This is a genomic window from Nocardia sp. NPDC005746 (genome assembly GCF_040630785.1).
In the GTDB taxonomy this organism is placed as follows: domain Bacteria; phylum Actinomycetota; class Actinomycetes; order Mycobacteriales; family Mycobacteriaceae; genus Nocardia.
The window spans coordinates 50,624-65,488 of the sequence record NZ_JBEXYE010000023.1 but is presented as its reverse complement, the minus strand read 5'-3'; the positions used below and the strand labels follow the sequence as shown (position 1 = coordinate 65,488).

The 14,865-nt window shown below is 69.9% G+C and carries 12 protein-coding genes and 1 pseudogene; 5 read left to right on the top strand and 8 right to left on the bottom strand.

Translation table 11 applies throughout. From position 1 onward, the window contains the following. The first annotated feature begins 16 nt into the window (after positions 1-16). A complete protein-coding gene (locus ABZ412_RS31270) occupies positions 17-3,319 on the top strand; it encodes an arabinosyltransferase domain-containing protein (RefSeq protein ID WP_357287389.1) in 3,303 nt (1,100 codons plus the stop codon). A 100-nt stretch (positions 3,320-3,419) separates the two neighbouring features. Here the strand turns inward: ABZ412_RS31270 and ABZ412_RS31265 are convergent, their stop codons facing one another. The 3 genes and pseudogenes from ABZ412_RS31265 to ABZ412_RS31255 form a co-directional block, all read right to left on the bottom strand. Further along, positions 3,420-3,881, bottom strand: a complete 462-nt coding sequence (locus ABZ412_RS31265; RefSeq protein WP_357287386.1) for a VOC family protein — start codon at positions 3,879-3,881, stop codon at positions 3,420-3,422. 64 nt (positions 3,882-3,945) lie between these two features. Beyond that, positions 3,946-4,659 (bottom strand): hypothetical protein, encoded by a 714-nt coding sequence (locus tag ABZ412_RS31260; protein ID WP_357287383.1) that lies wholly within the window; start codon positions 4,657-4,659, stop codon positions 3,946-3,948. A gap of 139 nt (positions 4,660-4,798) precedes the next feature. After that, a pseudogene (locus ABZ412_RS31255) lies at positions 4,799-4,855 on the bottom strand (hypothetical protein); the annotation flags it as partial. Positions 4,856-5,812: 957 nt separating this feature from the next. Between ABZ412_RS31255 and lspA the strand changes: the two are divergent. The 3 genes from lspA to ABZ412_RS31240 are packed head-to-tail and all read left to right on the top strand — an operon-like array spanning position 5,813 to position 8,094. Further along, entirely contained in the window at positions 5,813-6,472 is a 660-nt protein-coding gene (gene lspA, locus ABZ412_RS31250) for a signal peptidase II (RefSeq protein WP_357287380.1), read from the top strand. Next, a complete protein-coding gene (locus ABZ412_RS31245) occupies positions 6,469-7,395 on the top strand; it encodes an RluA family pseudouridine synthase (RefSeq protein WP_357287377.1) in 927 nt (308 codons plus the stop codon). Before lspA ends, ABZ412_RS31245 begins: the two co-directional genes overlap by 4 nt. Before the next feature lie 12 nt (positions 7,396-7,407). Beyond that, positions 7,408-8,094, top strand: a complete 687-nt coding sequence (locus ABZ412_RS31240; RefSeq protein WP_357287374.1) for a hypothetical protein — start codon at positions 7,408-7,410, stop codon at positions 8,092-8,094. 305 nt (positions 8,095-8,399) lie between these two features. Here ABZ412_RS31240 and ABZ412_RS31235 read toward each other — a convergent pair whose 3' ends face one another. Genes ABZ412_RS31235 through ABZ412_RS31225 form a run of 3 tightly spaced genes read right to left on the bottom strand, consistent with a single transcriptional unit; the run spans position 8,400 to position 9,959 of the window. After that, positions 8,400-8,591: a hypothetical protein gene (locus ABZ412_RS31235; protein ID WP_357287371.1), complete on the bottom strand. Its 192-nt coding sequence runs from the start codon at positions 8,589-8,591 to the stop codon at positions 8,400-8,402. Next, positions 8,572-9,165 (bottom strand): pyridoxamine 5'-phosphate oxidase family protein, encoded by a 594-nt coding sequence (locus ABZ412_RS31230; protein ID WP_357287368.1) that lies wholly within the window; start codon positions 9,163-9,165, stop codon positions 8,572-8,574. The genes ABZ412_RS31235 and ABZ412_RS31230 overlap by 20 nt, the downstream gene beginning before the upstream one ends. Then, positions 9,165-9,959 (bottom strand): acyl-ACP thioesterase domain-containing protein, encoded by a 795-nt coding sequence (locus tag ABZ412_RS31225; protein ID WP_357287366.1) that lies wholly within the window; start codon positions 9,957-9,959, stop codon positions 9,165-9,167. Before ABZ412_RS31225 ends, ABZ412_RS31230 begins: the two co-directional genes overlap by 1 nt. A 215-nt stretch (positions 9,960-10,174) precedes the next feature. Here ABZ412_RS31225 and ABZ412_RS31220 point away from each other — a divergent pair, with 215 nt between their 5' ends. Continuing rightward, complete coding sequence (locus tag ABZ412_RS31220) at positions 10,175-11,086, top strand: ADP-ribosylglycohydrolase family protein (RefSeq protein ID WP_357287363.1); 912 nt, start codon at positions 10,175-10,177, stop codon at positions 11,084-11,086. A 153-nt stretch (positions 11,087-11,239) separates the two neighbouring features. Here ABZ412_RS31220 and ABZ412_RS31215 read toward each other — a convergent pair whose 3' ends face one another. Both ABZ412_RS31215 and ABZ412_RS31210 read right to left on the bottom strand, forming a co-directional pair. Next, entirely contained in the window at positions 11,240-12,067 is an 828-nt protein-coding gene (locus ABZ412_RS31215; protein WP_357287360.1) for a PhzF family phenazine biosynthesis protein, read from the bottom strand. Between the two features lie 138 nt (positions 12,068-12,205). Then, positions 12,206-14,677, bottom strand: a complete 2,472-nt coding sequence (locus ABZ412_RS31210; protein WP_357287358.1) for a cation-translocating P-type ATPase — start codon at positions 14,675-14,677, stop codon at positions 12,206-12,208. Positions 14,678-14,865 lie beyond the last annotated feature (188 nt).

Sequence of the window (14,865 nt, the reverse complement as noted above, 5' to 3'; positions counted from 1 at the left end):
CTTAGGATCTGCGGTCGTGACGGACGTGTTGGAGAAGGCGGGGCCGGATGCCGCCGGGAGTGCTGGTGCCGAACCCGAGAGACGGACTCGAGGAGGCTGGGCGCGCCCTGTCGCCCTGATCGCCGGCCTGATCGCGGTGCTCGCGGCGCTGGCGGTGCCGTTCCTGCCGGTGCGCGTGGACCACACCACCCTGACCTGGCCGCAGGGCAATTCGACGCAGAGCATCGAAGCCCCGCTGATCACCTACGCGCCGCAGAGCTTCGACGCCACCATTCCCTGCGCCGCCGTGGCCCAGCTGGGCGCGAAGGGCGGCACCTTGGCCGCCACCGGGCCCAATGGTGCGCCGGACCTCGAGAAGTACGGATTCGTGGCCCGCGTCACCGCGGCGACCACCACCGCCGACGGTGTCACCACGCCCGGCAAGCTGGAAGCGATCCTGCACCACAAGACGCTGCTCAGCGTCCCCGTCGACCAGCTCGGCGCGGGCTGTGCGCTCACCGTGCACGCCGACTTCACCTCCGCTGGCGCCACCCTGACCGGATCCTCGGTCGAGCCGGTCACCCTCGAGGGCGACTACCGGCCGCAGATGGTCGGGATCTTCAGCGACCTGACCGTCTCCGACGGCGCGAAGGTCACCGCGGAGGTGGACAGCCGCTTCACCTCCACCCCGGGCCCGCTCAAGCGGATCGCCATCTGGACCGCCATAGCCGGCACCCTCGTCGCGCTGGGCGCCCTGTTCGCGCTGGACCGCCTCGACGGCCGCCGCAGCCGCCGCTTCCTGCCCAGGCACTGGTGGACCTTCCAGCCGGTCGACGCCGTGGTGCTGGGCACGCTGGTGCTGTGGCACTTCATCGGCGCCACCACCTCCGACGACGGCTACCAGTTCGGCATGGGTCGCGCGTCCCTGCACGCCGGGTACATGGCCAACTACTTCGGCTACTTCGGCGTTCCCGAAACCCCGGTCGGCACACCGTATTACGATCTGATCGGCCATATGGCGCAGGTCAGTCCGGCGAGCGTGTGGATGCGCCTGCCCGCGCTGGTGGCGGGCGTGCTGATCTGGCTGGTGCTCAGCCGCGAGGTGATCCCGCGCCTGGGCGCGCGGGTGCGCCGCGACCGGATCGCGGTGTGGACCGGGGCGCTGGGCTTCCTGGCCGTGTGGCTGGCCTACAACAACGGCCTGCGGCCGGAACCGCTGGTGGCTCTCGGTGTGCTGCTCACCTGGGTATCGGTGGAGCGGGCCATCGCGACCGGGCGGTTGCTGCCCTACGGCATCGCCGTCACCATCGGCGCGTTCACCTGTACCGTCGGCCCGTCCGGCATCATCTGTTTCGCTCCGCTGCTGGCGGGCATCCGGCCGATCTGGCGGATCCTCAACCGACACGCGACGGAATTGGGTAAGCCGACCCCGCCCGACGCGAGTGCGCTCACCATTCTGAAGGCCCGCTTCGGCGCGTACCTGTCACTGGCTGCTCCGGTGGCGGCGGCCGGCGCCGTGGTGCTGGCGGTCATGTTCTGCGATCAGCCGCTGGCCTCGATGTTCGAGATGAGCCGGGTGCACACCGCGGTCGGCCCGGATGTGCACTGGGACGGCGAATACATTCGCTACCAGTACCTTTTCATGCCCACCATCGACGGTTCGCTGGCCCGGCGCTTCGGCATGTTCGTGTTCTGGATCGGCCTGGCGGTATGCGCGGCGGTGCTGCTGCGCAAGGGCGGCCGGATCCCGTTCACCGCCTCGGGCCCCGCGCGGCGCGTGCTGGGCACGGGTGTCGGCGTCATCCTGCTGATGATGCTGACCCCCACCAAGTGGACCCACCACAACGGCATCTACGCCGGACTGGCCGGGGTCGTCGCGGTGCTCACCGCGGTCGCGGTCGGCCCCAAGGTGATGCGCTCGCCGCGCAACCGGGCGCTGTTCGCCGCGGTGGTGGCGTTCGCGCTGGCCGCGGCGTTCGCCAGCATCAACGGCTGGTGGTACGTGTCGAACTGGTCGATCTCCTGGAACGACAAGCCGGTGGTGCTGGCCGGGTTCCTGGTCTCCAAGATCTTCCTGGGCATCGCGCTGGCGCTGCTCGCGCTCGCCGGCTGGTTCCACGTGCGCGCGCCCGAAAAGCCGGGCCCGCACCGGATCTCGAAGGTGGGCTGGCGTTTCGTCGCCATCCCGCCGCTCACCGTGGCGGCCGCGTTCATGGTCGTGTTCGAGGTGGCCATGCTCGCCAAGGGCGCGGTCGTGCAGTACCCGGCGTACTCGCTGGCCCGCTCGAATATCGATGCGGTGCTGGGCAAGCCCTGCGGCCTGGCTCGCGACGTGCGGGTGGAGGAGCAGCCCAACGCGGGCATGCTGCCGCCGCTGACCGGCGACGCGCACAGCGCCTTCGGCGCCGAGGCCACCGGCTTCTCGCCCCGGGGCGTCGCCACCGATCTGCGCCCCGACGACGACCTCGACACCGGCGGCAGCGTCGCCAGCGCGGTCAGCGGGCGCAGTAGCGGCACGGCCGACGGAACCACCACCGCGCCACTGCCTTTCGGCCTGGACGCGAGCACCCCGGTGCTGGGCAGCTACAACAGCTCCGAGGCGATCTCCACCCTGACCACCGGCTGGTACACGTTGCCCGCGGCCGGGGATCGCTCCGGCATCATCGCGATCGCCGCCGCGGGCCGCATCCGCTCGGTCGACCAGGACGGCATCGTGACCCCCGGCCAGTCGGTCGAGGTCGAATACGGTGTGCCCGGCGCCGACGGTGTGCCCGTCGCGCAGGGCCGGGTGACGCCGATCGATATCGGTCCCGCCCCGACCTGGCGCAACCTGCGGACGCCGCTGAGCGACATCCCGGCCGCCGCCACCGCGATTCGCGTGGTCGCCACCGATCGCGACAGCGACCCCAAGCAGTGGGTGGCGCTCACCCCGCCGCGCATCCCGCACACGGTGACGCTGCAGGAGTACGTCGGCAGCAGCAAGCCGGTACTGCTGGATTGGGAAGTGGGCCTGCAGTTCCCGTGCCAGCGGCCCTTCGATCACCTCGACGGCATCGCCGAGGTGCCCGAGTACCGCATCCTGCCCGACCGCGGCGGCGCGGCCATGACCACGCTGTGGCAGAGCCATGACGGTGGCGGCGCGCTGGGCTGGAGCTCGATGCTGTTGCGCCCGGTCACCCTCGCCACCTTCCTGGACAACGACCCGCGCCGGGACTGGGGCGAGCTGCAGCGGTTCGAGCGCATCGACAGTTCCGCGCAGACCGCCAAGCCGTCGGTGACCGTCGAGAGTCACACGGGAATGTGGAATCCCGGGCCGATCAATGTGACCGGCTGGCAGTAGTTCCGGCCCGCACGCGATGACCGCGAACCGCACCCGCTTCCCGACGGAAGCGGGTGCGGTGTCGTTTTCGGGGGCTCGACCCCGGTGGTGCCGGCGGGGCTCAGCCCTGCATGGCCGCCATGCGCTTGGCCATCTCCTCCGGATCCACGTCCTCGACGTGCAGGGCGAGGGTCCAGCGGTGCCCCCAGGGATCCTCGATGCCGGAGGTGCGGTCGCCGTAGAACTGGTTCTCCGGGGCCTGCAGCTCCCGCGCGCCCGCGGACAGGGCGGCGGCATGGGCGGCGTCCACGTCGTCGACGTAGACATAGAGGTTGACCGGCGTGCCGCCGACCGTGCGGGGATCCAGGAACCCCATGGCCGGGGCCGGGTCGCCGAGCATGATCACCGAAGTGCCGAACTGCATTTCGCAGTGCGCGATGGTGCCGTCCGGGCCGGGCATGCGGAAGCGCTCGTCGGCGCCGAACACGTGCTTGTAGAAATCGATCGCCCGGGCGGCGCCATTGCAGGCGAGCGCGGGACACACGGTGGGATAACCATCGGGAATGGGTGTGACATCGGACATCGGAAACCTCCTGTCGAGGTTGTTGCCGGACGCGTCCAAGCCTATGCCCGGTGACCGGCGACACCTAGGGTCCCGCGGCTCCCCGCAGTTTCCGCACCTGGGCCGCCGTCATGGCGCTGAGCTGCTGTGGATCGGGTTCCTTGGCGTCGGAGTAGGCGATCTGCACGACTGTCGAGCCCACCAGCGTGATGCTCACGTCGGTGTAGAGGGTGAGTCCCTCGCTGGTGGTCCGGACCTGGAACGCGGTCGATCCGTCCCCGGCCTGCGGCTGACTCAGACCACCCAGCCGGAATTCGACCTTGGTGTTGTCGGCATCGGTGCCCGAGTACTTCGTGCATCCGGTCAGCAGCGACTGGGCGGCGGAAAAGGCCTGGGCCGCGCCGCCGTTCGCATAGGACGCCGCGTCGATGTCGACACTGGCGAAGTTCATCCCGCCGAACTGGGCCGCCGCGCGCGCCGCCGCGCCGGGCGCCTGCACCGCGATGGCTTCCAGCACCTTCGCGCACTGCGCGGGATCGGTCTTCGCGCCCGCGCCGCCCGACGCGCCGGGCGGCGGGTCGTCCAGGGCGGTGAACCCCGCGGGCATGGCCGTCAGATCCAGCAGATCCGAGCGCAGCGTGTACTCGTCGAGAACCGGTGCGCCGCCGGGCGACTGCGTCGGCTGCACGGCCGGGCCCAGGCTGGGCAGCGGGCCCCCGGAGTCCTTGCTGTTCCCGCACGCGGTGGCGGTCAGCGCCAGCGCCCCCGCCAGCAATGCCAGCCGTGTCAGGCTCCCCACTGCACCTCCGTGCGCAGCGTCTGGCGCAGGGTCACCGCGCTGCGCGGGTCGCGGTAGGTCTGGTTGCCGCCGACTTCCACCTGGCCGGAAACCGGGAGCGGCAAGCCCAGATCCACGGCGATGGTCCCGGTGCCGTGCATCAGGTAGTCGACGATCTCGAGCTGGCCGGCCTCGTTGGGCAGATGCCACACCGCGGACTTCGGGCTCTGCACCACGTTCAGTTCGATGGTGAGTTCGTTGCCCTCGCGGGCGGTGAGGGTGCAGGTGGTCACCTGCTCGAGCGGGACGCTCCCGGAAACCTGTTGCCGCACGGTCCATACCGCGCCCACGCCGACGGCCTCGGTCGGGAAGGCGATGGACTGGTACACGGCCTGATAGAACGACTGCTCCAGCGCGGCGCGCGCGGCGTCGGAGGTGGCCGGTTTGGGGGCCAGCTTGAGTGCGGTGATCGCGCCCAGCTCGCTCACGTCGAAACCGACGTGGGATCCGTCGGCGTGCGTCAGCGCCTGGGCCAGGGTCGGGTCGGGGGAGGTGACATTGCCGACGGTCAGTTCGACCCCGTCGGCCCCGGCCTGCGCGGTCAGCGGGATGGTGACCGCGGGCGGGGAGATGTCGCGCTGCGCCTGCTGATTGATCTGCTGCTCGATGTGGTGCTCGGTGCTCAGCGTCACCTGCTGGCTGGTGCCCGGTTCGAGGGTGCGGCGCAGCGGCGAGCGGGGTTCGGCGCCCGGGTTGACGACGGTGGTGGTCACGGCCTCGATGGGCATGGTGACCTCTTTGTTGATGCCCACCGGCTCGGTGCCGTCGCCTTCGGCCGTGGTCTCCGACGGGTCGCTGCAGCCGACGCCGAAGGCGGTCAGGGTGACCGCGAGGACCAGCAGTAGCACCCCGGAACGGTGGCCGCGGGCGCTCCCGCGGCGAGGCGGTCGCGGGGGTCCGGAACAGGGTGCGGTGGCGTTCGCCGAGCTGGGGGAGGAAGACAACACCGTCACGTCGAACAGGTTACGACGGGTTCCTGAAAAACAGCTGGGATCCTGTGCGGCCGCCGTTTCGGTTCGCCGGGACGGGCCCCGGCTCGGCCCGCGCGGCGGTTCGGAGCCGCCGGGCCCGGACCGTTCGGAGTCCCCGGGCGCGGATAAGGAATGATGTCAGGGTGAGTACCGACCGGCCGCGCGAAACGGGCGCTGAGGAACCAGACAAGTCGCCAGGGGAGACCGTTCCCGCGATCGATGCCGAGGCTTCCCCCGCCGGCGACGCCGCCGAGTCGGACAGCGCCACCTCCGAGACCGCGTCGCAGCCGCTGCGCCTGCGCAATCTGCTGGTGCTCGCCGCGGTGGTGCTCGGTCTGGATCTGCTGACCAAGACGATCGTGGTCTCCACCATGACCCCCGGCAAGCCGATCTATCTGATCGGCGACTGGGCGCGGCTGTCCCTGGTCCGCAACCCGGGCGCGGCGTTCTCCATGGCCACCGGCATGACCTGGCTGCTGACCCTGATCGCCGCCGCCGTGGTGATCGGCGTGATCCGGATCGGCCGCACCCTGCGTTCGCTGCCGTGGGCCATCGGACTGGGCCTGGTGCTGGGCGGCGCGCTCGGCAATCTCATCGATCGCCTGTTCCGCGCGCCCGGCCCGCTGCAGGGTCACGTGGTGGATTTCGTGGCGGTCGGCTGGTGGCCGGTGTTCAATGTGGCCGATTCGGCGATCGTGTGCGGCGCGATCCTGCTGGTGGCGTTGACGGTGTTCGGTTTCGAACCCGACGGCACCCGCATGCACCGCGCGCCCGCGACGACCGCGGAGGGGAAGGCGGCATGAGGGAGACCCGCAGTATGCCCGTGCCCGACGGCCTGGACGGCATGCGTGTCGACGCCGGGCTGTCGCGGCTGCTGGGCCTGTCCCGCACCGCGGTGGCGGCCATGACCGAGGACGGTTCGGTGCAGCTCGACGGCGTCGCGGCCGGAAAGTCGGATCGGCTCACGGCCGGTGCCTGGCTGGAGGTCGAATTCCCCGAGCCCAAGCGCGAACTCACCGTCGAGGCGACCCCGGTCGAGGGCATGAAGATCCTCTACGCCGACGACGACATCGTGGCCGTGGACAAGCCGGTCGGCGTGGCCGCGCACACCGGTGTCGGCTGGACCGGCCCCACCGTGGTCGGTGGTCTGGCCGCGATGGGCTATCGCATCTCCACCTCGGGCGCCCACGAGCGTCAGGGCATCGTGCACCGCCTCGACGTCGGCACCTCCGGCGTGATGGTGGTCGCGCAGTCCGAGCACGCCTACACCCAGCTCAAGCGCGCCTTCAAGTACCGCACCGTCGAGAAGCGCTATCACGCTCTGGTGCAAGGCCATCCGGATCCGTCGAGCGGCACCATCGACGCCCCCATCGGCCGCGCCCGCGGCAACGACTGGAAGTTCGCGGTCACCGCCGACGGCCGTCCGTCGGTCACCCACTACGACACGGTCGAGGCCTTCCAGGCCGCCAGCCTGCTCGACATCCATCTGGAAACCGGTCGCACCCACCAGATCCGCGTGCACTTCTCGGCCGTGCGTCACCCCTGCTGTGGTGACCTCACCTACGGCGCGGACCCGCGCCTGGCCGAACGCCTGGGCCTGGAGCGGCAGTGGCTGCACGCCCGCCGGCTGGGCTTCAACCATCCCGCCGACGGCCGCTGGGTCGAGATCACCAGCGAATACCCCGCCGACCTGGAACACGCGCTCGACGTCCTGCGTCAGCACTGATCGGAGCTCCGAGTGGATGCACCGCGGCCGCGCGGCGCGGCAGGCCCGACCCTGCGTCGCGCCGGGATCGCCACGGCGGCGGTGCTTCTCGTCGTCCTGATCCTCGTGCTGGGCTGGGCGAACCCGCCTCGGCCGGGGATCATCGCGACCGACCGGCTGGGACCGGAAAGCGGTGAGCCGGTGGCCGATTACCTGACGCGCGCCCGGAAATCCTTGGAGGGCAGCGACTCCGGAGACCACTGGGCCCTGTTGTCCTTCACCGACGGCGTCGCCGCCGACCGGATCCCGGAATTCAGTGCGGGCCTGCGTATCTCGGAGGTCGACTATCACGTGTGGGTGGACCGGGTCGCGACACCCATCATCGCGGTCGGCGTGCCATCGGGTGAGGCCGTCGCGGTCGCCTCGGTGAAATCGGCCGCCGCCCAGATGGAATCGACCCCCACCTTCGATTCCCGCTCCACGCAGGTCAGGGATCTCGTCTCCGCCAGGCTTCGCGCCGGCTGCGCGTGCGTCGTGGGCGTGGTCGTCCACGGCTCCCTCGACCGGCTGCGAACCGTGGCGGGCCGTCCCGGAATCCGCGCCGTCGAGGCGCTACCGGCCGACGCCTCCGCCGCCGTCTTCGCCGTCTCGCCATTGCTGCCCGAGCAACGTGAGGCCGCGGTCCCGGGCCCCGATGACGGCCCAGTCCCCGCCGGCTGACCGGTTCCCGGACGCTCGACTTTGCAGAATCTTCATCAACTAAATCTGCCCGCTCCGTCCAAATCGCTTGGTAGCCAGGAGTATGCTCTTACCCGGCGTCGTTCCACTTGACGTCCTGTTCGGTCAGGTCGATGCGGTAGCTCTCGGCCGGCCCCACTGCGTGTTCCGATCGGGACGCGGCATGTGCTTCACAAGGATTACTACTGAACCGAGGAGCCAATCGGGTGTCGCAGAGCCGATTCGGCCTGCGACGCGATCGCGGTCAAGTCCGCTAGCTCGGCAGCGCAGCCTGGTAGACGCGGACATCACAAAAGCTCGTGGTAAGGAAGCAAAATGTCTAGAAAGATCATGAAAACCGTAGCGGCGACTGTATTTGCGGCGCCCTTGCTGGTCTTGGCCGCACCCGCGGCCGGTGCCGACACCGCCGCTGCGGCGCCGCCGGCGACCTCCGCCACTCCGATCGACGGATCGTTCGGATCAGCTGCGTGGTGTTTCAACCTCGGTAGCGTCGTCTGGTGCATCTGAGTGCTCCTGTGACAACGCCATCCCTCGGTGCGCGAACTGCCAGCGGGTTGCCCCGTGTGGGTCGGTCAGCGCCACCCCGACGGCCGAGTGGATGGTGAAGCGGTACAGGTGCCATGGTGCGGGACCCGCGCTCTGGGCGCTGTAGGGGGCGGTGACCTCGTCCCCCGATCGTTCCGCGGGCCATCCGCCCGCGCGGTAGACAGCGGTGACGCGGTCTAGTTCGGCCGCGTCCGTGACTTGCCGAGCCTCCCCGGAGAGGACCAGGTCCACTCCGGGGAGGCGCAGCGAGAGCGTGCAGTCCGGGTTCGAGGCCAGGTTTCGGGACTTCCTGGTGGCCGGTCCGCTCGTGAAGTAGAGATGGCCGTCGGATTCGACGCAGCCGATTCCCGCGGAGCTGGGCTTGCCGGAAGGGCTTACCGTGCCGAGGAACTCGGCTGTCTCGGGGAGGCCGATGGCCATGTCGAGGGCTTTGCGGACTCGGTCCCAGGGCAGGTCGGCCTGGCCGTAGATGTTGAGGTCCTCGGCGGAGACAGGGGTGGGGAGCATCAGGCGTCCTCCAGGGGGTGGAGTTGGGCGATGGCTCGCGTGGCGTGGTCGACGGTGAACCAGAGCGTGAGGGCTTCGGGGGTGGGGGCGGCGTGGATGTCGAGGGGTTCGCCGAATCGGATGGGCTTGTTGTATTCGAGGATGTAGCGGTGCGGGCCCCGGGTGAGTTCGGGTGTGTCGGCGGCGAATTCGTGGACGGCGTGCCAGTAGGCGGTGTTGGTGATGTGCCGGAAGTGATCGGTGTCGGTGCGGCGCAGGAGGTATCGGGTGCCGTCGGCCGCGGGGGCGGGGGTGTCGAGCCATTGGCGCCAGCGCAGGCGGTGGTCCTCGGTGGTGGTGGCCATGAGGTCGAAGAACTCGTCGGCGACGCGGGACGGGCTCATGGTCCGTTTGTTCATGTGGATCCAGAAGCCCTCGGTGTCGACGAGGCCGCCGGTGTCGGAGTCGATGCGGACGCGCATGGTGCACCAGCGCGGGGAGATGCCGGAGCACCAGCGGCGCACGCGCAGCCGGGTGGGCCAGGTGATCGGGCGCAGCACGTCGATGACGGTGCGCCGCACGATCCAGTGCGGGTGGGATTCGAGGGCGCCGACCTGTATCAGATGGTCGACTCCGGCGTCCTGGAGGTGGCGGGCGATGCCGTCGATGCGCAGATTCTGGCTCTCGTCGATGTCGACGGTGCTCAGGCGACGATGGACGTCGAAGATGTGGCCGGAGCCCGGAACGGGGGCCAGCGGCGCGGACACGGGGTCGGCGGCGGTCTGTGCGGGATGGTCGGCGAGTTGGTTCTTCATCGGCAGAACCTCCGGATCTTGCATCCGAGTGGGGAGGGAGTGCGCGGAACACTGTGGCGGCGACACTGCACCGGACTATTTCCGAGGGTAGTCCAGAACCGTAAAGACCGCGGATGCCCGGGTCGGCGCGGCCTCGGGGTGGGTAACGTCGTGGTGGATCGGATACGCGTGACGGATCGATGCCGACGGCATCGGAGCGGAAGAGGCGAATGCGGATGGAATTGACGCCGGAGCAGGCTGATCGGGCCTTGGGCGTGCTGTTGGGAACCGCGGCGGGGGACGCGCTAGGTGCCGGCTACGAGTTCACCCATCCCGGTCCCGACGTGGAGATCCGGATGAAGGGCGGCGGCGCGTTCCGGTGGGCGCCGGGGGAGTGGACCGACGACACCGCCATGGCGGTCGCGGTGGCGCGTGCGGCGGCCGTGGCAGGGGACCTGTGCAGCCCCGAAGGGCTGGACGCGGTGGCCGCCGAATTCGTGGCGTGGTGGGACGCCGAGCCCGTCGACATCGGGAACCAGACGCGGCAGGTGCTCGAGCATCGCGATCGGACCGGCCGCGCGATGCAGCTGCGGGCGCACGATCTGCCGGGGCTCAAGGCGGGCAACGGGTCGCTCATGCGGACCGCGCCGGTTGCCCTCGCCTATCTCGACGATGCCGAGAAGTGCGGCAAGGCAGCCAAACTGGTGAGCTCGCTGACCCACTACGACATGCAGGCCATGCAAGCGTGCAAACTCTGGACCCTCGCCATCCGCCACGCCGTGCTGTTCGGCACCTACGACGGCCTGCGGGAAGCGCTGTCGCAGGTGGACACCGGCTTCTGGGAACCGTTGCTGGACAAGGCCGAAAGCGGCGTCCCGGCCGACTTCGCCAAGAACGGCTGGGTCGTGCACGCCCTGCAGACCGCGTGGTGGGCGATCACCCATGCCGAAACCCTTCCGGCCGCACTGGAACTGGCGGTCCGCGCGGGCGGCGACACCGACACCACCGCGGCCATCGCGGGCGGACTGCTCGGGGCCCGTTGGGGCGCGTCGGCCGTGCCCGCGGAGTGGCGGGAGATTGTCCACGGCTATCCGAGCTACCGCGCCGACGACCTGGACACGCTCACCCGGCAGATCCTCGCGCACTGACGCGGCTGACCCGTGATGACCGGCAGCCGCCGCCTGGAGGCGCTGGGGCGCGACCGGGGAGGCCCGCCGGAGGGCCCGCAGCCGCCGATGGAACCGCTGACCGTGTGCTGAATCGGCCGGCCGCACGAGGGTATGGCCGGCCGTGCCGGGCTCTCAGTCGGGGATGCGCACGACGCCGTCCAGGTAGCGGCGGCAGCGGCCGGTGAGGCGGACACGGTCGCCGGTGAGGTGGCAGCGCAGGGAGCCGCCGCGGCGGGACAGCTGGCGGGCGGTGAGGCTGGTGCGGCCCAGTTCGCGGCTCCACAGCGGGGTGAGCTGGGCGTGCGCGGAACCGGTGACCGGGTCTTCGGGGATGCCCTGGCCGGGGGCGAAGACGCGGGAGACGAAGTCCACCTCGGTGCCTTCGGCGGTGAGGATGGCGGCGCGTTTCAGGTCGGGGAAGGCGGCGAAGTTCGGGCGGGATTCGCGCACTTCGTGTTCGGCGGTGACGACCAGCACCACGTCGGTGCCCTCGAACGCGCGCAGCGGCCGCACGCCGAGCGCCTCGGCGAGCCGGTGCGGAAGTTCCTCCTGCGCATCGATTTCCACCGATGCCACCGACGGCAGGTCCAGCACCAGGTCGTCGCGGTCGCGGTCGACGCGCAGCCAGCCGCTGCGGGTGTAGAAATGCACCCTGTCCGCGCCGGGGTGCATGTCGTCGAGGATCTGGGCGGCGGTGGCCATGGTGGCGTGTCCGCACAGGTCGACCTCCACGGTGGGGGTGAACCAGCGCAGGTGGAAGGCGGGCGAGTTGTCCGGCGGCACACCCGCTTCCGCGGGTAGGGCGGAGGTGTAGAAGGCGGTCTCGGCGAGGTTGTTCTCCTCGGCCAGCCGCTGCAGCAGTTCGTCGGGCAGCCACGACAGCAGCGGCATGACCGCCGCGGGGTTGCCGGAGAACGGCGCGTCGGCGAATGCGTCGAGCTGATGTAGCAAGACCTCCATGGGGCACAAGGTACCTGCGATTTCGACCGCTGCCCAGGACGGCCGACCACCCGGCGAGCCAAACCATGCGACCAGTTTGGAAGCAGCGAAGCGGCGGCACACCCTGAGGTGCGCCGCCGCTCCGGAACATCGTGCGATTCAGTCGTTTTCGTCCAGGACCGCCGGTGCGTTGTGCGGTGTGTCGCCGAGATACTTGGCGCTGAGCCACCACGCCACCTCGACCAGCACCACGCCGATCGCGCCGCACACGACCGCCGAGGTGGTCAGCGCGACATTCGACGGATCCAGTTTGAAGAAGTGCCGGGTGAACGGCACCGCGAACAGGATCAGGTATCCCGCAACGGAACCCGCGACCAGCAGGATCTTCCACCAGTTCCACGGCCGGGCCACGATGGCCAGCACCCACACCGCGATGATCAGCAGCGTGATCAGCGCCGTCGTGCCGGCCTGCACCTTCGCGGTGTCCCCGGCGTCGGGTCCCCGGTAGGCGATCAGGTAGGAGATGAACGTCATCACGCCGATCACCACGCCGGACGGGATCGCCAAACGCATGACGCGGCCGACGAATCCGGTGCGGGCGCGCTCGTTGTTGGGCGCGAGCGACAGGATGAAGGCCGGGATGCCGATGGTGAACCAGGCGGCGATCGTCACGTGGCGGGGCAGGAACGGGTAGCCGATCGCCTTGTAGTGGAAGATCTGCGACCCGATGCCCGCGATGCCGACCAGGAAGGCCAGCACCACCGAGTAGACGGTCTTGGTGAGGAACAGGTTGGAGACCCGCTCGATATTGCCGATCACCCGGCGGCCCTCGGCCACCACGTACGGCAGGGTCGCGAATTTGTTGTCCAGCAGCACGATCTGCGCCACCGAGCGGGTGGCCGGGCTGCCCGAGCCCATGGCGACGCCGATGTCGGCGTCCTTGAGGGCGAGCACGTCGTTGACGCCGTCGCCGGTCATGGCGACGGTGTGCCCGCGCGATTGCAGGGCTCCGACCATGGCGCGCTTCTGATCCGGGCGGACCCGGCCGAAGACGGTCTTCTCGTCGAGCACGTCGGCGAGTTCGTTCTGGTCGGTCGGCAGCGTGCGCGCGTCGACCGGATCGTCGCCGCCGCTCAGCCCGAGCGAGGACGCGACCGCGCCGACCGACACCGCGTTGTCGCCGGAGATGACCTTGGTCGAAACATGCTGGGAGGCGAAGTATTCGAGGGTGCCCTTGGCGTCGGGCCGCACCTTCTGCTCCAGCACCACCAGCGCCGCCGGGGTGACCTGGCCGGGCGCGTCGGGCGCGTCGACCGGGTGGTCGCTGCGGGCCAGCAGCAGCACGCGCAGGCCCTGGGCCCCGATCTCCTGTGCGGTGGCGGCGATCTCGGTGTCGGGGTCCAGCAGCACGTCCGGCGCGCCCATCAGCCAGTTGCCGTGCTCGCCGTAGGACATGCCGCTCCACTTCTTGGCGGAGGAGAACGGCGCGAGACCGGTGGACTGCCAGCCGGGGGCGTCCGGCAGCGCTTCCTTGATGGCCAGCACGGACGCGTTGGGGCGCGGGTCGTCGGCGGCGAGGGCGGCCAGTACGCGGCGCAACTCTTCGGGGGCCTGGCCGTCGTTCGCCGGGTCCGACGTGCGCCCGCCGTCGTCGACCGGCCGGACCTCGGCCAGCCGCATGCCGTTCTCGGTGAGGGTGCCGGTCTTGTCGGCGCACACCACGTCCACCCGGGCCAAGCCTTCGATGGCGGGCAGCTCCTGCACCAGGCACTTGCGCGCGCCGAGCCGGACCACGCCGACGGCGAAGGCGATGGAGGTCATCAGCACCAGGCCCTCGGGCACCATCGGCACCAGAGCGGCGACCATGCCGTTGACCGCGGGCCGCCAGGATTCCTTGGAGGAGAACAGCTGGTTGTAGATGGACAGCAGGCCCGCCGGAATCAGCAGGTAGGTAATGACTTTCAGGATGGTGTCGATACCGCTGCGCAGCTCGGACTTGACCAGGGTGAACTTGCTGGCCTCGTCGGCGAGTTTGGCGGCGTAGGCGTCCTTGCCGACCTTGGTGGCCCGGTAGGCGCCGCTGCCGGACACCACGAAGCTGCCCGACATGATCTGCGCGCCACGGGTTTTGTCGATCGGGTCGGCCTCACCGGTGAGCAGCGACTCGTCGACCTCGAGGAGTTCGGTCTCGATCACCTCGCCGTCGACGACGATCTGGTCGCCGGGGCCGAGCTCGATGATGTCGTCGAGCACGACCTCCTGCGGCGTGACCGCGGTGGCCTGTCCGTCGCGGCGCACCATCGGTTTGGCCTGACCGACGATGGCCAGCTTGTCGAGGGTGTTCTTGGCCCGGATCTCCTGGATGATGCCCACCGCGCTGTTGGCGATGATCAGCAGGCCGAACATGCCGTCGATGATCGATCCGGTGGCCAGCACCAGGATGAACAGCACGCCGAGGATGGCGTTGATCCGGGTGAAGACGTTCGCCCTGACGATGTCCTTGACCGACCGGCTGGCCCGTTCCGGCACATCGTTGGTCAGCCCGTCCCGCCGCCGCTGCTCCACCTCGGCGGAGGTGAGCCCCAGCGCGGGTGGGCTCGGCGGACTCGCTGCCTGCGCGGTGATCGACATGCCGACCAGGCTAGCCCGTCCGGGCCGTTAACCCAGATGTAGCTGAATTCGGCGGTGTCGAAAATGTGCGCCGTGCCAGGTCACAGGCAAACTCCGACAAATCGGACACCGTGAAGAGGTGTGGGAGAGGGCACAGATTGGGGACGAGGCGGCGCGTGACATCCGGCGGCGTCGAGCTGCGTGGCGGC

Excerpts from the sequence above, each read along its gene's own strand:
- ABZ412_RS31265 (WP_357287386.1), bottom strand. The coding sequence starts at position 3,881 with ATGTCCGATGTCACACCCATTCCCGATGGTTATCCCACCGTGTGTCCC.
- ABZ412_RS31245 (WP_357287377.1), top strand. The coding sequence starts at position 6,469 with ATGAGGGAGACCCGCAGTATGCCCGTGCCCGACGGCCTGGACGGCATG.
- ABZ412_RS31230 (WP_357287368.1), bottom strand. The coding sequence starts at position 9,165 with ATGCTCCCCACCCCTGTCTCCGCCGAGGACCTCAACATCTACGGCCAG.
- ABZ412_RS31225 (WP_357287366.1), bottom strand. The coding sequence starts at position 9,959 with ATGAAGAACCAACTCGCCGACCATCCCGCACAGACCGCCGCCGACCCC.
- ABZ412_RS31220 (WP_357287363.1), top strand. The coding sequence starts at position 10,175 with ATGGAATTGACGCCGGAGCAGGCTGATCGGGCCTTGGGCGTGCTGTTG.
- ABZ412_RS31215 (WP_357287360.1), bottom strand. The coding sequence starts at position 12,067 with ATGGAGGTCTTGCTACATCAGCTCGACGCATTCGCCGACGCGCCGTTC.
- ABZ412_RS31210 (WP_357287358.1), bottom strand. The coding sequence starts at position 14,677 with ATGTCGATCACCGCGCAGGCAGCGAGTCCGCCGAGCCCACCCGCGCTG.